The following is an 18590-nucleotide window of genomic DNA, read 5'->3' on the forward strand; positions in this document are numbered from 1 at the left end:
AGAGGCTGGGACATAAGTATTCCAGTCAACTTAACACCCGAATTATTTAACGGATTCCTTATAGTTCAACTCCTTATTTGTTAATGCATACTATATTTAATAATAGTGAAATGGAGCAAAAGACACTCGACTCCTGCGGGAAAAAGAGAAAAGGTCGAGACCCCACAGGCGAAGCCGAGGAGTGGGGTTTTTCACGCTAGTGAAAATACCCTTCTTATCTCCCCGCGGAAAGCGAGTGTCTGAAGCGCAATGGAACGCACTTGTTTTCCAAGGTAAGCAGATTAATAAGTAAAAGAGTATTTATGAACAATTGTATAATTTAGATATTATTAGCGTTTGAGGAAGACACAAATACTTATGTCCCATCCTCCTTCTATTAGTGTAAAATGAACGCGATCATGGATTTATCGTCCTTTAGATTCCAAGCAACAAAGATATCTCTCACTTGTTTATTAAAAATTTCATGAAATTTCCCATATCTGTGAAGATAGCTTTTCTCTAACTCATCTTTTGCAATTCTTAGTTCCTCTTCAAATCCTTTTTGTATTAAGGACTGCTCAATTCTGACAAGAATTCCTATTCGCTCAACCAGGTAAATTGTGGAAGATATAGGGAATACCTTTACTTGGTCAGGAACTTTTTGAACCAGATAACTGATTCTAGCTATTTCCTTCTCTAATTGAGGGATATCTACAGTAGGATCCACATAACTAATGTCACGTTCCATTTCATTCAGAATAAAAATAACCGCCCCTGAGTTATTGGGGAAATTCCAATCATGATAGAAGCCTTCAATTTCTCGATCTAATGAAACTTCAATCATCCCTTTTAACTCTTCTAACAAGTGGTTGATGACGAAGGTCCTTGCTCTTTCTACTTCAATTCTCTGACCTTGATTGATAAGAACCTCTTCCATCGGTGAAATAAAACCTCTTATATAGATAACTAATAGATTTCCACTAATAGATGATTGACAAGACTGCGGTCCTTTTCCAAAGTTTTTGCGTAACAATTTACTCGTATATCCACTTATTGAATTTAATAGCTCCTGATCCATGCTTTCCTCCTTTCCTACTACTCATTATCAACTTGAGAGTACTTCGTAATTTTAGGTACAGTTGGATTGATAAACAGTAAGATCGTACTCTTATCAAGATCAAAATCCCAATCAACAAAAACATCGACTACCTTACTGTTTAAGACGTTTTCAAATTGACTAGTGTTATGTAAATACGTCTTCTCTAAATTCCTTTTTACTCTTTTTAAAAGGTCACCGTGTCCAAGACGAATTAACTCCTTCTCAATTCTAACAAGGATTCCATTTCGAATAACCACAATCGTCCGTTCGTTTAACTGACACGAGTAGATTTCTTCAGGTATCTTCTGAGCTTGTTCACTAATCCCCACCACTTCTTTATTCACAGATTCCTTACCTTTATAGTTCTCATCAATTACATCCTTATCAGTAAAAGGTTCATCACTGATACATGTAATCATCGCTGATTTATTATGAAGGTTCCAATCATAATAAATCTCAATAATCTTCTTTCCAGTCATAAGTTCAATATATGCGCGTAATTCAGGGATAATATTCTCCATTAATTTATCTCTTAGTTGCCAGATTGTCATGACTTGATCTTGCTCCAAAAGGACTCGCTCAGATGGAGTAATAAAATTCCTTAAATAAATTGTTACAAATGTGTAGCCAATGGTGGTGTTAACAGATTGAGGTCCCTTGCCGAAAATATCTCTGACTAGTTTACCAACATATCCACTTATTTCTTTTTGAAAATCCATGATTTGCTCATCCACTAGTTATACTCCTCTCCTATTCTCTGCTCGTATTAGTATAGACGATAACTTCTTCCTAAATCCGTATAATGACACGAAAAAGGCATGAAAAAAGCAGACACTGGCAAGAGTCCAGTATCTGCTATCACTATTTATTGTTTAAGCTTGTATCAGCTTTATTATATTTTTTAATTGAAATAATTCTACTTGTACTTTACTTTTACATTCTATAGATAGGTCTAATCCCTCAATGTATTGATCTACTTTACACACATTGTCGTAGAGCTCTTTTAATAAGTCTTCTATAGAAGACATTAAGTCAATAATCAGTTGCTTATCAACTAGCTGACTTGCTAACTGAGCCGCACAAAACTCCTTAAGATTAAGGATATCTAAAAAATTCTCCTTATAATTAGACTCCTTTTCCCACACATCATAACTTTTTAACAATTCATCTATTACTTCTATCATATTATTAATATTATTTGTTTGAGAAGAAAGCATATTAAGTAATGTTACTGATTTGGAATATTCTACTTCCTTAAATCCTTTTGTTTGCTGAACCATGTTGAACGAACCTCCCATAAAGCATCCACACGAACATCATAAGTAGCAACTAGCACCCTCTCATCCTCTTGTAACTCTATAAATAAATTATACCGTTTCCGCTAAATAAAGGAAGACAAATTGGATGCGTGGTAAAGGTGAAAATTTTAGGTGAGAGTTTTTGAGAACAAAAAAATAAGCCAAATTAACAAAAAGATTTTCTACTCTTTTTGCTAATTTGGCTTACGTTTAGCTAACATATCTAAATCATTTCCACCAATACTTATTTACTTGTTCTATGCTTAATATATCATAAGTTGTTATAGTAGTATAAAAGAAGAGCTTCAAATCTCTTCTACATTCTAATCATATAAAAATTTAAAAACAGTGTAAATAGTTTATTGTAAATAAAAGAAAATGTAACATTGGTCAGAGTGATAATTCCAAGTCATATATATGCCTTCCACATTCCTTCCAAATACTGGTTCAAAATAATTTTTATTCTCTTTATAGCTATTTTTAATTTGAAGAGAATGTTCTAGTAATAGATCATGATATCCTTTATGAAATAAAACCTTCTCTGTTTGAAGCATAATTCCCTCAAATTGAATACCCACGATATTTTGATTAATCTTCATTACTCTGGTAGACTTCGGTACTTTATGGTTTTCTGTTGATATATCTTGGATTAAGTTTAATAGCCTGCCTACTAATGGCTTAGCGTCACTCCAATCACTAGGTTGTGATTTTCTTTCTACTAAGATCATTCCTGTATTTAACTCGTAGTCCCAATCACTTATACAGACATCAAATGTTAAACTTAACTTCTTCTCTGCCACTTCTATAAACTGCTGATATACTTTTTCCATAACTGTGTTACGAAATTTATAAGCTAAGTTAATCTGATTCCGTTCAATCAGTACTTCCTCTGCAGGTGTTATAAAGTTTCGAACGAAAATGGTTAACCGTTCTGAATGTAGTGTGACAAAGCAAGTTTCTGGACCTTTACCAAATCTCTGCTTTAGCATTCTGCTTAATGAACTACCCAGTTGCAGGAGGTCCTCTTGATTTTTACTGTATACTTTGTTCATGCTATCCTCCCCATATATCTCCACTCATCTATAAGCTTGTAAATTTTACCATATAAACATAAAAAGGCCTAACTCCTATAAAAGAAGTTAGGCCATGGATAGACATTCTATAATTTCAGTTTCTTCCATTTACCACAAATTTCTATTTACTAGCTTTTATTAATTTCATTAGTGATTTTACTCTATATGAACTCGAAAACCAATGACTGCAAGACATTAGTCATTTTATATATTAGCACTTTAATTACAATGTAGCAATAAATATTTAGGTAAGCTAGATAGAGATAATTGTTGTGTCAACGTCAGTTTGGTGAGTAGAACCAACTGATGGGATGATCAGAGTAAATTTCGTTCCTTTTCCAACTTGACTGTCCACTTCTATTTTTCCACCCATAGATTCTATTATATGATAGACCACCATCATACCAAGTCCAGTTCCTAGATCGCCTTTCGTTGAGAAGAAAGGCTCCCCTAGTCGATTTATTTGTTCCCTTGTCATTCCAATTCCGGTATCTTCAATTATGATTTTTACCCACTTCGTTTGGGTTACAGCCACTACCGTTAATGTTCCACCACTCTGCATAGCTTCAATAGCGTTCTTAAACAGATTGATTAACACCTGCTGCATTCGCTGTTTATTACCCTCAAAGATGAAATGATTATTCTTTAAGATAATGGAGATTGAGCTCGCATTTGCTAACGGGCGTATCACTTCAACGGAAGTTTCTAGTAAGTCACGACCATCGATCGTTTTATTCTCACTAGAATCAGGCTTCGTGAAGGTCAAGTATTCTTTTATGATTGATTCAGCTCGGTCAATTTCGTTAATAGCAATGGATACATATCTATTCATCTTTTCACGGTCTATTTTAGGGTCTGTCATTAGCTGAAGAAAACCTTTAACAGTGGTCATTGGATTTCTTACCTCGTGGGAAAAACTTGATGCCAGATGACTAACGATCTCCATTTTTTCCGTTCTCAAAACCCTTTCGTGAAGTCCTTTATAAGTAATGACCATCTCCCATGTTAGGACAAAAAAGAAGATGCCTATGGTTTGAAGTACCAATTTACTTATGAAAATCGTTAGAGGTATTGAATGCTGAAATACGAACATGACGATGAGTAATTCAAGTATAGTCACAGGTATTCCGATCAAAGCACTTAACCATATTCGATTACGAGGAGAAAGAGATTGAAACTTATAAGATATATAGCTAATCAAAAGAATCATGACAATAGCAATAACTAGAGAAGCATAAGCACCTAATCCCCCCCACCAAAAACGGTAACCTACTTTAACTAGCATTAGAGAAGCTAATATTGGCCACCCTCCGTATAATCCTACTGCCACAATTGGAATCATTCGAAGATCCACGATAAAATCTTCATCTAATCGAACTGGAAAGGTGATACAAAATAAGACAGCAAGAGAAGCGACTAAAAATAATGCCAATTTACTAACTTGTCCAAGTCTGAACTTCAGTACGATTAATATAAAAAAGCATGTAAATATGAGAAAAAAGTTAAGTATAAAATCTTTTACAATATCCATCGGTATACAATTCTCCAGCCAGTTTATTTTTTTAGTAAAATAAAAAAAGCCGAAATAAAAGTAGTATCTCTCTACTTTTATTTCGGCTATAAATTCTAGCATCTCTCTAGAAAATCTTTACCTTTTATTAAAATTTTCAGTCAATTATTCTATCAATGATCAGAGCATTAATTCTCTATATCCACAGATAATACTATAACAATTTGTAAGGATATTCAATAGCTATACATAAGTTCTAAAAGTTTACACTATCTTACTGTGTTTCATAATCGCTCTTGCAGCATAATAACCACTTAATGCAGAAGACAATGTACCAGGTCCTGGAAATACTTGTTCACCTACAATATAAAAATGATTATTCTTTGTACGGAAACTTTTGGGTCTTATTACGGCTGTCATTACATCTAAGGGGAATCCCCCTACCTCTGTTTTTCCCATATATTTCAGATAGGTAAGCGGAGTTCCTGCTTCTGCATACTTTAAAAAGGGGTTTATAGGTATTACACGATTAATAACCTCTAGCATTTCACTATAAATCTTATCTTTTTCAAGAACATATTGTTCCTTAGAATAACTTTTCCACAGTCTTGCATCTGTATGAATAGATGCTGTCATCATTACCTCATCCTTCACGATGTTTCCTAATGAATCTCTGGATTCATGAAAGGTCACATATAGTGGACCGTGGATCTTACTTGAGTTTTTAGTTCGATTTTCTGGAAGAACAATTTGATAGGCAAACGGTAACATTGATGAATTAAGCTTACTAATTACTTGGCGTTCTAAGATCGCATCAATCCGAAAAGCACCCCAAGAAAAAGCCTCTTCTTTCATATAACTGGTGCCTTCACCAAAAGAAACACCTGAATTATTTATGACGATATCAAACAACTCTTGTAATCGTTTACCTCTCACATCCCACTTCTCGGTTTCTTTGATGTACTGTATTTCTTTTACTGAAGTTGCAAGCTTTATGGTTCCGCCAAGTTCCTCGATCCGCTTTGCAAGTGCCTTACACAAGGTACTAAACCCACCGTCTATTGAGAAGCTACCTCTACGATATATTGATAAAGCAAGGCTTGAGGGTAATAATGCTGCTTTTGAAGAATCCGTTTGAACAGCATCCATAAGCTGTGCATCTATGAACTGGCGAAGTGGTTCAATGTCTTTAACTTTACATTTTTTCATTAAATCTTCTACACTCCACAGTGCAAAACGAGCAAGTCTAAACAATATAATTGGTGATATGACTCCAAGTTTTGCTAACCTCTGAACGTCACTCCAACTTTGAATTGGAAGTGAAATTCTCTGTTTAACAATCTCCTCCACATCTGAACTAATTTGTTCAAGCATATTCCAAAACTTAAGGATGTTCTCTTGTGAGACTGGTTGAACAAGACGAAGCTCTTTTTCCCACAAAGAAGAATCTTGGTAAATAGACACTTTACCTGATGGGAGAATCACATCCATCGGATGATCTAGCTTTTGAAGCGGAATGGTTATTTGTAAATCTTTGAGAATATCACTAAGTACACCACTTTCCTCTAATCCAAATCCAACGGTTGCACCAGTTGGAAAGGTCCGTTTATGCCTAGTGTACGCTCCTGCTGACCCACCAACTGTTGTGGCCTTCTCATAAATCGTTACTTTATATCCAGATTGGGCAAGATAGGCTCCAGCTGTTAGACCACCAATTCCTGCCCCAATAATACAGACCGACTTAGTCACTCTAGATTCTTCCTTTCCTAAATGGATTTGGGATTTAACGAAACTAGACGTCCTTGTATAGTATGAGTACAATCTACAAACTAAAAAAGGGCGATAAGCCCCTTTCTCACATAATATAGGAGATAAAAGTTATAATAGCTGCTAAACCTACTACAATTACACAATCTTATCCAGCCATCTCTCTGTATAGTTTATATATAACTCACTTGATTAAATTATACATATATTATACATTTGTAGCAATAATATTTCCCTTGAGTTTAATTTTCTTTTACAAGTCCTTGTTATTACAGCTTTTTTTGTATAAATTATGTATAATTATATAGAGGTGAAATCATGTATGTACAACATTAAGAAAGTGTCTGAAATACTAGATATCCCAACGGTTACCATACGTGCATGGGAAACTAGATATCAAGTTATTACTCCAACTCGTACCGATGGTGGACATCGTTTATATAGTAATAAAGATATTGAAACACTGCAGTGGTTAAAGAAAAAAATGGAACAAGATCATGTTAAAATCGGAGAAGCAATACGGTTGCTTCACGAAACAAAAAAAACCGCTCCGTCTATACCTGAATCCATAAATGGGTATGATGGGGTCATTGATCAACTATATCAGGCATTGATAGATGTAAATGCAGATCAAGCGAATAGAGTGACAGATCTTGCGTTTACCCTATATGACTTTGAAGATGTATTTCAACACATATTCGTTCATGTCCTATATAAAGTAGGGGATGAGTGGGAGAAAGGACATATTACAACGGCCCAAGAGCACTTTGCATCACAATTAATTATACAAAGATGCACACAGTTTCTTAGGATTTTACCGACAGACCCCAGTCTCCCAAGAGCATTAGCCTTCTGCCCAGAAAACGAGCATCATCATATTGGGTTGCTTCTTTTTAGCTTGTTTCTTAGAAAAAAGGGTGTAGATGTCATTTATCTTGGTCCTAATACTCCTCTTGATGGATTAAATGATCTTATAAAAATGAAGGAAGTATCTATTATTGCTATTTCACTTACAAACCCAGAGCCCTACAGATCTCTTGAAAAATGGGTAAAAGAAACAACTCAACAGCTCCCTCACTTAAAGTTTGTGCTGGGAGGCAAAGCAATTAAAGAGTCTGAATTATTTCAGTCACCTTCAGTGTCAAACCTACAAAGGGTTGAATGGAATGACTGGTTTAACCTACATGTTAAATAATAAAACAATAATCACTTACTAACATTCCGCTAGACATAGAAAAGCAGCTGAGCAAAGTCAGCTGCTTTTATTGTGCAATGGCCGTTACAACCAATCTTTCTTCATGAGTACGTTTAAAAGGATTGTATACTCCAGTGCATGTAATTAAATGTAGTCGTTTCTCAGAAGTGAACCCGAAGACTTCCTCTATTGGCCCGTCATTATAAGGATATTTCTCTATTTTAACTACTCGATACGTAACCGTTTGGTCCTCTCCAGTGATGATAATCTCATCTGAAATAGAGACTTCATGCAAGTTTATAAAGATACCGGGTCCTAGATAGTCATCAACATGTCCTGCTAACACTACATTTCCTGCCTGACCAGGCTTTGCACCTAGCTTATACCACCCAACTTCCATTACATTCTTTGGAACCTCCATTGAGCCATCTGATAAAAGTCCGACTGAAATAACATTTGTCGTTAGGTTAATAGACGGAATCGATAAGCCAGTCGGTGTGATTCCTTTATCAGTTCTCACAGTTCGTACTTCATTGGATAGCACACTCAATTTTACATCCTTCTTTATGTTTTCAACTTTAACAGGTGAGTTTGGAACCTCACTTGTAACAGCTTGATATGGTTCGCATCCGACCAACAGAATAATAAATAGTAGATTAGGATTGAAAGAGGCTTTTTCTTTTATAGATCATAAAGAAAACTCCAGCAATCAATAAAACTGGTAAGCTATTCATTAACAACCCTGTTAATCCACCTGTTCCTGTCTTAGGAAGTTCTGTAGGCATAGATGATGTTGATGGATCCGCTAATACTAATACATCTAACGCTGGTTCTCCAGATGCTAGCCCTACTGCAAGAACTGTATAGATCATATCTGCTTTGAGCTCTGTTCCAGGTAACGAGAGCACAACATCTTCTGTGCCTGCTACACGTACTTCTAAATCTAATGTTGCAGGATCCACTTCGGCATAGTCTGTTACTGCTTTAAATGGAGCATTAGCAAACAGTACATCTCCTCCAGTAATCGCTACATCAACTGCTGGTGCATCTGGAGAAAAGTGACCTACTCGTACTTTAGTCTTACCTGTTGTTACTGTCATATCATCAGTTAATACCGCTACTTCTAGATTTTCTAATGTGTTGCTTGCAATAACCGTATAGGCCTTTCCAGCTTCAACTGTCAGAGAAGTTGTTAATACTGGTTTTCCTTCTGAAACGGTACCAGCAGCAAATATGGCTACTTCATGCTCTCCAGCTGGAACCATTAAATAATCTGTTACCGCTTTAAATGAAGCATTTTCTACAACTGTATCTCCATTTACAGTGATATCTACAGCCGGTGCGTCAGGTGAGCCATGAACGATACGAACCTTAGCTTGATCATGATCATCAGCTAACACACTACTTGCAAACATGGTGAAAATTAGAGTCAAAATCACAGATGTTACTAGTTTCTTCATCTTTCCTCTCTCCTTTGTAATACTTTTTTATAGCTCATGTATAGATTATGTACACATTAATCCGGAAAGCTACACATAAGTTATACAATACTTATACAATGTTTAATTATAAGCTGTCAACAATTAAGCAATTTACAATAAGAGTTATTCTCTAATTTTAAGATGTAAGCTTGATTTAGATTCGTCGTCACTAGGTATAAAAAGAAAAAAACGGGTATCTCCCGTTTTAATTGTGTAACTTATTTATCATGATTGACCCTTAATTTAGGTGGAAAAAGCATTTCTTTACCTATCCCCCGGGAAATATTTCGACAACTTCCAACAAAAAGGGATCACCGTTTTAATGGTGACCCTGTAAAAGCTTTCTCTCGTAAAGTTTAAGTTAGTTTTGAATGTTAGACATCTGATCTTAATGGTAACCAAACAGTAAAAATTGTTCCAGCTCCTTGTTCACTACTTACCGTTATTTTCCCTTGATGCGATTCAATAATATTATAGCTCATGGAAAGTCCTAAACCTAAACCATATTTCTTTGTTGAGAAAAAAGGTGTGGATATAGTGTCTAACGTATAAGGGTCCATGCCACAGCCATTATCTTTAATTTCTATGACTATTCCATTATCTTTAGGACTAGTGTCAAGAATAATTGAAATTACTCCCTTATGATCTATAGCATCAATCGAGTTTTGAATAATATTAATAAGTACTTGTTTAATTTTATCAGAATCAATATATGCTTCTGTCTGCGTTTTACTATCAAAGTTTATTTGTACTTGTTTGTTTGTCAATTGACTATCCATTAATAAAATAATATCTCTTATTAATTCATTCATTTCGGTTTTAGATTTTGAGATTTTCTTTTGTTCTGGCTTGGCCATTAATACAAATTGATTGACAAGATTTTTTATTCTTTCTAGCTCACTAGTAATAATCTGAAAATACTTTTCTAGTGTTTGGTCATTTGAGATCGCCTGCTTTTTAAACAACTGAAGTAACCCCATGATAGCTGTTAAAGGATTTCTAATTTCATGTGCTAATCCTGCACTTATTTTTCCAATAGCAGAAAGTTTTTCACTAGCCATTACTTGTTTCTCTAATGACAATCTTTCTGTTATATCTCTAAATTGACCAAATACTCCTATTACTTGCTGGGATTCATCAAAAATAGGAAATGAATCGAACAATAATATTTTCCCAGATATATTGATCTCTACATCTTCAAATCTAGTGTGTTTATCCAGAACCTCCATCATATAGGAGCCCATCTCACCTAGATTAACGATGGATTGATTTAGTAATTCTTCTTTCTTAGATAACAAAACATTTTCAGCAAATGGGTTCATTTCAATGATATGGCCTTCTTCATTTGTAATAATAATTCCATTTCGACTACTGTTAATTAATACTTGATTAAGTACTAGTAGCTTTTTGTTTTGCTTGTTAACTTTTACTTCTCTTTCGATAGAGTCCACAGCTGACAGTAATAGCCCTAAATGAAAGGAACTTGCATCTTTTGCTGCCATCATGACAGAGATCGTCCCTCCAACTCTACCTTCATGGTAAAAAGGGACAGAAAAACAAGCACTTTGATGAAGTACTCGCTGGAAATGCTCTGTGCCTATCATTCGGATGGGCCTCTTTAAATCTAGTGCTAATGAGATAGAATTTGTTCCAAGCTCTTCTTCCCTAAATCTAATACCAATTGAAATCCCTAAAGATTCGACTTGTCCTTTAATCGTTGGATCTCCGTACTTGTCGAGAATGTATCCTTCATGATCAGAAATTACTATTAGTACAGGGATTGCCTCTAGGTCGGAAATTAGTTTTTTCATGAATTTTCTAGAAAAGTACACGAAGTCATCTAAGCTCTTAATTTTATCTTGAATTCTACTTTTAGTTATACATAGCTTTGGAATTACCGGAGCATCAGGATTCATCTTATATAGTTCAAGACATCGTTTATGAGAGTTAACGACATCGTAATCTGTCAGTTTGATCATATCTATATCCCTCAGATCAATTTATTAAATTAGTACAATAGTACTATTATATATAATTTTAGCCATTTCAACTAGCTGGTTATTAATAGTATTTTTTGGTTGTTCTTTGTACTTTCGTGTTATATAGAAAAACCCCGAAGCTATAAACATTCACTTCGGGAATTAAAGATATCTTACGTTTTAATTAATTAAGCTCCTGATCCAAGAATTTACCGCAATCCTCTATTTTTAATGGAGGACTAATCAAGTAACCTTGTATTTCATCACAGAACATGCTCTTAAGGAAGGAGGTTTGCTTCTCTGTTTCCACACCTTCTGCAATCACTTTAAAGTTTAACTCTTTGGCCATCATAATAATTAATTTTACAATAGCATCATTTTTTTCACTTGTACTTAAAAGAGAAATAAAGGAACGATCAATTTTTAAGCGATCGATTGGGAAACGGTTCATATATTGTAAGGAGGAATAACCTGTTCCAAAGTCATCCATTGCAATAAGGAAGCCCATTTCCTTTAATTTACTTAGTTTCGTAATAACATTTTCAATTGAACCCATTGCCATACTTTCTGTAATTTCAAGTTCAATGTTATTTGGGTTTGCCTTTGTTTCTTTCAATATTCTCGTTACCGTCTCAACAAAGTTGGGTTGTTGAAATTGTAGGGAAGAAATATTAACGGCTATTCTAACTGACTTGAATCCTTGTGTTTCCCATTCGACAGTCTGTTTACACGCCTCTTTTAAGACCCACTCACCTATTGGAAGGATGAGCCCTGTTTCTTCAGCAATAGGAATGAAATCGGATGGTGGCACATTACCCTGAGTCGGTGAAGCCCATCTAAGTAATGCTTCAAAACCAATGACCTGACCAGTATCTATGAGAACTTGAGGCTGATAGTGTAAAAGAAACTCATTCCGTTCTATGGCTCTTCTTAGGGAGTTTTCCAAAGTAAGTTGAGATTCGTTATCCATCGTTTCATCATAAATCATAAAATGGTTTTTTCCATTGTCCTTTACTTTGTACATAGCTGTATCGGCTTTCATCAGAAGTGACTCAAAATCTCTGCCGTGATCTGGATACATGGATATACCAACACTAGGCGTCACATGTAGTTCTAATCCTTTAACTTCATAGACTTCTCGAAGGACGTCTACAATTTCTGCAGCCTTCTTCTCCACTTTAGAAAGACTGACGTTTTCAAGCAATACAGCATATTCATCTCCGCCGATGCGACAAACTAGCTCGTTAGGATTCATGATTTGGCTTAACCGTTTGCCAACTTCTTTTAATAATTCATCTCCATAGGAATGTCCAAGGCTATCATTAATCTGCTTGAACCGGTCTAAATCAAGCAAGAGAAACGCAATCTTTTTTCCACTTGTTTTAGTGGTATTCCGAATTGCTTGTTTTAATCTTTTTTCAATATAGCGTCTGTTTGGGAGCTCCGTGACGACATCATGAAAAGCGAAGTGCTCCATTTGATTTATGGTTTCCACTAAACGATCGGTTCTCTCTTTTACTTTAACCTCTAATGCCTCATTCAAATTATTTAAATCGGTAACTAATCTGTCATTATCCAACAGTGTAAATACCTGCCTCAAAATAACAAGAAGTATACTAATAAACAAACCTATAATAATCGGCGTCGTACTTTGTATTTTCAACACAATATAGATAAAGAGGAGAATAACTCCCAAGTACGGAAAAATATGCTTGAAGATCACCTTTTTATTAGAAACCGCCGTTCTATTTATCCTGCTTTCTTCCATTGATATTGATTTATGATGTAGACTAGCCAAACCAATGATAAGGATTGATAAAAGCCATAAAGGATCAGATAAACTTCCTACAGAATACATATTTTTAATCGTTAAATAGGAGAAGTTGAAATCTGCTATGATTTGAATCAGAAATCCTGCAACAAGTAAATATGATGTAGTTTTTGTAAATATAGTATTAGAAGCCATAATAATACTTATAACACCGGTTAACACACCTAAGTCTAAGATTGGATAGAGTAAATCAATGAATGAAAATACATGATCTATATTATGAATTAACGGCTTCATAATGAAAAACCATATAAATGTCGCAGCAACCGTCATTACTATTAAGATATCAAACATAAACCTAATGGTTAGTAGATTACTCTTCTTCATCACATTCATCATGCACAATAGCGCTAATGTATAGAATCCATTTTGACAGATAAAAAATATCTTAGGAAGAATAGCCAACTCAGCAGCTGACAGGAGAATAAATTGATAGTAACTCCAGATTAAGATTCCTACTAGATAAGCTAAGAGTCCCAATCCTAAAAAGAACCAAAATCTCTTTGATTCTCCATTATCATTTCTAAAGGTGTGGTTTAGCCAACTTAAGGCTGTAATAATGGCTGTCACTTGTAAGATGACAGCTCCCCAATCTAGCATTTTCTGATTTTGACTAAAAATGATATACCAGGATACGTTAAATATGATTAAGCCTATTATAAATAAGTAGGCAAATGTTCTAATTCTTGATGTCGGCATTAATTTCTCCTTGTTTACGTGTTAATTATTGTTTTTTCTAAATCAGGCAACAGCCACGGAAATTTTTCTTTGTTCATATATACAAAACCTGGATACACAACTGTAGGTATGACGTGATCCCCTTTATAATAAAATTGTTCCCCTACTGTTTCTAAAGGTAGTTTATAGACGTTTTTTAGCGCTCTATAAAATACTCTTTCTAGCAGCACCACATTATACTCAATTTGGTACAGTTCATTATAGTAAATAAATAAGGATAACAATCTCTCCAGATTCCTGCCGCGAAACTCCTTTAAAATAGCCACCTTATCTATTTCAATCACTTTGTCTTGATTGTTATAAATAGAATCTATCTTATGAAAAGGAAAAACCTTATTAATTTCATTCATTTCGGAAGTTGTGTAGGGCTTAAACTCAATCGTTCCAATGCTTCTATCGCTTGAGTCAATAATGATAAAACGGTCCGCTTCTTCTAAAGAAGGATCTAGCATATACCCTTTTTCAAGCCAACATTCCATCCATATTTGGTTAAATGTATTCATGTCCTTTATTGATTTTACTTTTTTATAGATAAAACCTCCCCCTTATCCAATCTTCAATGTATATTTATCATTATAGCAATATATCAGAAAGAAAAGCACAAAAATATTACATTCTTTTACAAATTTCGACACCAGTTTTTTACAACATTACAAATGTACTATCAACAGAAAAAAGACCGTCTATATTAACGGTCTATGCTTATGAAATACTAGAAACAATCTATTCTTTTACTCTCTGTTAAGCTCAGAAAACACCTCTCCGCTTGTTGTCTGCAGAGCTATTCTTTTATGATACCTTCTTTTTTTCCTCTGAAGAGTCCCCTCAGGGAAAACCTTTGTTGTTAAGCCTCTAACAAATTAGAGCTTTTCTCCTATTTTTATAACCCAGTTAATCTAATCTAGAACAAAGTATCGTTCATTTATCATATATTTCGAGTTACGAAGTTTGTCGGTAATATAAGCCCTTTACCTCATTGTTAAAAAATGTAAATCTATTTTAAGGTTAAAAGGTAACATAAATTTATAATTGGAGGTATAAAGATGAGCTTGAAAAAGAGAGTGCTAACAGTTTCTTTATCCAGTCTAGTTGCCTTTGGTGCATTTAACTTCGTATCCGTTCCAGCAGAAGCAGTTGGTAACGGTCCTAATGCTGGGAATGGTTCCATTCAAACTTCTATTCTGCATACATATGACAGTTTAGTGGACTTCCTAAAGACACAAGATACTAAACAAGAAGCATTAGAATTAGAGATTATCGGGGAGACAGTAAAAGGCCGTGATATCTATATGGCAAAATATATTTCTAATCCTTCTAATCCCACCATATTATTCTTAACTCAGCAGCACGGCAATGAGCAATTAACAACAGAAGGTGCACTTACCTTCATTAAACATTTAGGTACACAAAAAACAAAGGGTGTTTTAGAAAATGTAAACATCTTAATTATTCCTATGCTGAATGCAGATGGAGCAATGGGAGATGTTAACTTCTCACTCGACAACTATCTAGCCGATGGTGACCGTCATTTGACTCGCTATAACGCAAATAATGTAGACCTTAACCGTGAACATAATAAAGAGACCAATGAAATGCAACCTGAAGCTAGAGCTCTTCATGAGAATGTATTTGAAAAATACAAAATTGACTATATGATTGACCTTCATCACCAAGGTACGCTAAGTGAAACGGAAGGTGAGCTCGTTTCTGGATCCATTCTTTATCCAACTAATACTGATGTAAAACCAGAAGTCCGTGAACGCTCTAAAAAGCTAGGCTCTATTGTGTATCACGCGCTTGAACCTACTGGATGGGGTCATATTGGAAGATATAATGGTGGAACTGGCGCAAACATTGGTCGTAACGGAGCAGCTTTACGTTATGATATTTCCACACTTCTTTTTGAAATGCGTGGCATGTCAGATCACTATATTGAGTCCTATGCGCTTGGGCAAAAAAGTAATGGCTATTTAATTAAGCAAACAGTCACTACACTAGATGCAGCAGTAAGAGCCATTGCAGACGGTAGTATTGAGGCAGCTGATACTAGTTTTTGGGAAACCCTCCCAGTACAAAGAAATCGGTCTGGTGAGGAAGATGATGAATAAGTAATAGTTTTAATAAATTATTTTGTTATGGAAACCAGTTCTTTTATTGGAGCTGGTTTCATTTTATTTATATAGGACTTCATTTTACAGATAGTGCCGCTCACAAATTAAAATATTTTACTAAAATACCAATAAATGACAAAATATCTGTTATACTTTCTATTAGACTAATAGTAATGTACCAGATTACAGTAGACTTTAACTTATGCTAGAGTTTGCTGTCTATTGATGTCAAAGGTAGGAGGGACTTTAGTGGGATTAGCTGTAAAACACTCTGTTGAAGAACAAAACCATTCACAGAAAAAATCTAGTTGGATGAAAAGTTGGAAGTTTATTTTACCTGGTATTGTCATCATGATTATGCTAATTTTACTATCCATTCTTTACTACTATCAGGGAAATTATTTTAATACTAATATTACGGTGAACAGAATAAATGTTGGTGGTCTAACACCGGAGCAGGCTCTTGGAAAGCTTCAAACTACAAGCTTAACAAATAAAGTCTATATTGGTGAGCTAGAAATAATAGATGGAACAGATACGAAGATGAGATTTTCAGAAGAGGATCTACCCAGGTTCGAAGAGCTATTAGAAAAACAGTGGACCTTTTTTCCTTCCTTTAAGAAAAAGAATTATTCCTTATTTCCAACTCGAGACGACCAGTATAGAAGCATCATATTGAAATACGATTTAGAGCAGAAACTTCTTTCTATAAATAAGCCATTAATAGCTCCCGTTGATTCCCATGCTATTCTTAAACAAGGTAAAATTTCCATCACTAAAAGTGTGGATGGTACGAAATATGATATTAAAAGTCTACTAAGTAATTATCTTATGCAACAATATACAAGTGATATCTATCTAGATCCATTTTTCAGTCAACCAATTAGGGAAGATAGTCTGACTGTAAAAAATGAAGAAAAGATATTAAAAGAGTTTCTTCAACACACGGTTAATTATCAGGTTCAAGATCAAGTATTTTCCCTAAAGGCAAACGAACTAATTCAAGATGCATTTGTGTCGAAAGATAAAAAGGTGGTAATAGACCCTATACATATCAGAACAAGAGTTGCAGAAATTAATGCTTCTCAATCTACTTTAGGTAAAGATTTCACTTTTAATACTCACTCAGGATCAGTTATTCAGGTGAAAGGCCAAGGGTATGGATGGGCACTTGATATAGAGAAAGAAACTGCTCTCATTCTTGATGCATTTGAAAATGGAGTGGGTTCCCTTGCTGCCTCTAACATTTATGGAAATGGTTGGAGCAATGAGGGGTATGGCTATGAAACGCTAGCTAATGGGGGCATTGGCGGTACGTATGCAGAAGTGTCATTAAAAGATCAGCGTCTCTGGTTATATAAAGAAGGAAAAGTAGTATTTACGACTCATGTAGTGACTGGTAACGAGAGAACTGGTCAACATACTTCTAAAGGCGTTTGGTATATTCTTTACAAAAGAACACCATACACACTGACCGGTACCTCTCCAGAAAATCCCTACTCTATTAAAGTTAATTATTGGGCTCCTTTTACCAACAGTGGTCAGGGATTCCATGATGCTAGTTGGCGAAGCAACTGGAGAGGCAATGCATACCACACCGCAGGCTCTAACGGCTGTGTTAATATTCCTCCTAATGTCATGAAGAACGTCTATCAAAATGTAAGTGTCTATCAGCCCGTAGTAATCTATTAAAAAAACAGGCAATCCTGACGATTGCCTGTTTTTTTAATAGGTATATATTTACATGTAATATATTAATATATGTAATGCATCTAAGCAATTTTCATCACGAATACTACTAAATAAGCTTATTTTCTATTATGTTTGTAAAGATTATGTCTTAATACAGAAAATTTTTATAGAAGTTTTCGACATTTTTCTACAAAATTAAAATAAACATAATAGTTATATTATTCAATTATTATTCTATTTTAGAAAAATATCATATGAATTATTAACTAAGTAAATAATACACTTACAGACAAATTGCTTGTTAAAAAAGATATATCGAAAAATAAATTTCCTATTCTTTTCAATAAATTCCTTATATAAAAATGCCGATAGATAGAACTTATTTTTCATTAAGATTTATTTTGTCGAAAATTCAGACTGTTTTTTTTCTTCTATTTAGTCTATTATAAAAGTAGGTAATATAGCTCATGCTTAAATACCTACTAAAAATTAAATATTTTCGTAAGGGCAAATTACCAGAAATGGTAAGACGCAAAGCTATAGGGGCTTAAGTAGATCATACAAGCCAGCCAGCTGCAAGCGAGGATTAATACTCGACATAATTGCCCATTTATATTGATATAAATGGGCTTTTCTTATTACATACAATCCTTCTGCTTGTCTCACTACTACTAAAGGGGGATGAAACGATGAAATTCAAAATCACAATGACTCTACTTTATGCAACAATGTTTGTTTTAGCTGCTGTTTCTGGATTTAGACTTGACTAATATTAGTTAAAAGTATTTAAGAACAATCTATTATAGTTTGAACTCGTTTCGTGACTATCAAAAAAAA

The 18590-nt window shown here is 34.6% G+C and carries 14 protein-coding genes and 1 riboswitch; of the genes, 3 read left to right on the forward strand and 11 right to left on the reverse strand.

Annotated features, from left to right (window positions below; genetic code table 11):
• Window positions 1-376 precede the first annotated feature (376 nt).
• The 6 genes from LT143_RS15155 to LT143_RS15180 all read right to left on the reverse strand — a co-directional run bounded on the left by LT143_RS15155 (window position 377) and on the right by LT143_RS15180 (window position 6708).
• Window positions 377-1057 (reverse strand): Na-translocating system protein MpsC family protein, encoded by a 681-nt coding sequence (locus tag LT143_RS15155; RefSeq protein WP_246944136.1) that lies wholly within the window; start codon window positions 1055-1057, stop codon window positions 377-379.
• 17 nt (window positions 1058-1074) lie between these two features.
• On the reverse strand, window positions 1075-1812 hold the full coding sequence (locus LT143_RS15160) for a Na-translocating system protein MpsC family protein (RefSeq protein ID WP_246944139.1): 738 nt from the start codon (window positions 1810-1812) through the stop codon (window positions 1075-1077).
• A 138-nt stretch (window positions 1813-1950) separates the two neighbouring features.
• Window positions 1951-2358 (reverse strand): hypothetical protein, encoded by a 408-nt coding sequence (locus LT143_RS15165; RefSeq protein ID WP_246944142.1) that lies wholly within the window; start codon window positions 2356-2358, stop codon window positions 1951-1953.
• 377 nt (window positions 2359-2735) lie between these two features.
• Window positions 2736-3428, reverse strand: coding sequence for a Na-translocating system protein MpsC family protein (locus LT143_RS15170; RefSeq protein ID WP_246944144.1), 693 nt, complete (start codon window positions 3426-3428; stop codon window positions 2736-2738).
• 274 nt (window positions 3429-3702) lie between these two features.
• Window positions 3703-5082 (reverse strand): ATP-binding protein, encoded by a 1380-nt coding sequence (locus LT143_RS15175; protein ID WP_336296622.1) that lies wholly within the window; start codon window positions 5080-5082, stop codon window positions 3703-3705.
• 141 nt (window positions 5083-5223) lie between these two features.
• Window positions 5224-6708: a phytoene desaturase family protein gene (locus tag LT143_RS15180; RefSeq protein ID WP_246944148.1), complete on the reverse strand. Its 1485-nt coding sequence runs from the start codon at window positions 6706-6708 to the stop codon at window positions 5224-5226.
• A 340-nt stretch (window positions 6709-7048) separates the two neighbouring features.
• On the opposite strand from LT143_RS15180, the gene LT143_RS15185 reads away from it, so the two are divergent.
• Window positions 7049-7921 carry a MerR family transcriptional regulator gene (locus tag LT143_RS15185; protein ID WP_246944151.1) on the forward strand — a complete coding sequence of 291 codons (873 nt, stop codon included), beginning with the start codon at window positions 7049-7051 and terminating at the stop codon, window positions 7919-7921.
• A gap of 67 nt (window positions 7922-7988) precedes the next feature.
• On the opposite strand, the gene LT143_RS15190 is transcribed toward LT143_RS15185, so the two are convergent.
• The 5 genes from LT143_RS15190 to LT143_RS15210 all read right to left on the reverse strand — a co-directional run bounded on the left by LT143_RS15190 (window position 7989) and on the right by LT143_RS15210 (window position 14453).
• Window positions 7989-8465, reverse strand: a complete 477-nt coding sequence (locus tag LT143_RS15190) for a class F sortase (protein ID WP_246944334.1) — start codon at window positions 8463-8465, stop codon at window positions 7989-7991.
• Window positions 8466-8577: 112 nt separating this feature from the next.
• Window positions 8578-9381, reverse strand: coding sequence for a DUF4397 domain-containing protein (locus LT143_RS15195; RefSeq protein ID WP_246944156.1), 804 nt, complete (start codon window positions 9379-9381; stop codon window positions 8578-8580).
• A gap of 395 nt (window positions 9382-9776) precedes the next feature.
• Entirely contained in the window at window positions 9777-11381 is a 1605-nt protein-coding gene (locus LT143_RS15200) for an ATP-binding protein (RefSeq protein ID WP_246944158.1), read from the reverse strand.
• A 184-nt stretch (window positions 11382-11565) separates the two neighbouring features.
• Window positions 11566-13911 carry an EAL domain-containing protein gene (locus LT143_RS15205; RefSeq protein WP_246944160.1) on the reverse strand — a complete coding sequence of 782 codons (2346 nt, stop codon included), beginning with the start codon at window positions 13909-13911 and terminating at the stop codon, window positions 11566-11568.
• A 14-nt stretch (window positions 13912-13925) separates the two neighbouring features.
• On the reverse strand, window positions 13926-14453 hold the full coding sequence (locus LT143_RS15210) for a hypothetical protein (RefSeq protein ID WP_246944162.1): 528 nt from the start codon (window positions 14451-14453) through the stop codon (window positions 13926-13928).
• Between the two features lie 540 nt (window positions 14454-14993).
• Here LT143_RS15210 and LT143_RS15215 point away from each other — a divergent pair.
• Both LT143_RS15215 and LT143_RS15220 read left to right on the forward strand, forming a co-directional pair.
• Window positions 14994-16058 (forward strand): M14 family zinc carboxypeptidase, encoded by a 1065-nt coding sequence (locus LT143_RS15215; RefSeq protein WP_246944164.1) that lies wholly within the window; start codon window positions 14994-14996, stop codon window positions 16056-16058.
• 315 nt (window positions 16059-16373) lie between these two features.
• On the forward strand, window positions 16374-17753 hold the full coding sequence (locus tag LT143_RS15220) for a L,D-transpeptidase family protein (protein ID WP_418909841.1): 1380 nt from the start codon (window positions 16374-16376) through the stop codon (window positions 17751-17753).
• A 496-nt stretch (window positions 17754-18249) separates the two neighbouring features.
• Window positions 18250-18334: riboswitch (cyclic di-GMP riboswitch) on the forward strand.
• Window positions 18335-18590 lie beyond the last annotated feature (256 nt).

The sequence above is a fragment of the Bacillus pinisoli genome (assembly GCF_023036475.1).
GTDB lineage: Bacteria > Bacillota > Bacilli > Bacillales > SA4 > Bacillus_BS > Bacillus_BS pinisoli.

Bases quoted from the DNA above. Each gene is read 5' to 3' on its own strand.
- LT143_RS15170 (WP_246944144.1), bottom strand. From the start codon at position 3,428: ATGAACAAAGTATACAGTAAAAATCAAGAGGACCTCCTGCAACTGGGT.
- LT143_RS15165 (WP_246944142.1), bottom strand. From the start codon at position 2,358: ATGGTTCAGCAAACAAAAGGATTTAAGGAAGTAGAATATTCCAAATCA.
- LT143_RS15195 (WP_246944156.1), bottom strand. From the start codon at position 9,381: ATGAAGAAACTAGTAACATCTGTGATTTTGACTCTAATTTTCACCATG.
- LT143_RS15200 (WP_246944158.1), bottom strand. From the start codon at position 11,381: ATGATCAAACTGACAGATTACGATGTCGTTAACTCTCATAAACGATGT.
- LT143_RS15210 (WP_246944162.1), bottom strand. From the start codon at position 14,453: ATGAATACATTTAACCAAATATGGATGGAATGTTGGCTTGAAAAAGGG.
- LT143_RS15220 (WP_418909841.1), top strand. From the start codon at position 16,374: ATGAAAAGTTGGAAGTTTATTTTACCTGGTATTGTCATCATGATTATG.
- LT143_RS15185 (WP_246944151.1), top strand. From the start codon at position 7,049: ATGTACAACATTAAGAAAGTGTCTGAAATACTAGATATCCCAACGGTT.
- LT143_RS15175 (WP_336296622.1), bottom strand. From the start codon at position 5,082: ATGCTAGAATTTATAGCCGAAATAAAAGTAGAGAGATACTACTTTTAT.
- LT143_RS15215 (WP_246944164.1), top strand. From the start codon at position 14,994: ATGAGCTTGAAAAAGAGAGTGCTAACAGTTTCTTTATCCAGTCTAGTT.
- LT143_RS15205 (WP_246944160.1), bottom strand. From the start codon at position 13,911: ATGCCGACATCAAGAATTAGAACATTTGCCTACTTATTTATAATAGGC.
- LT143_RS15155 (WP_246944136.1), bottom strand. From the start codon at position 1,057: ATGGATCAGGAGCTATTAAATTCAATAAGTGGATATACGAGTAAATTG.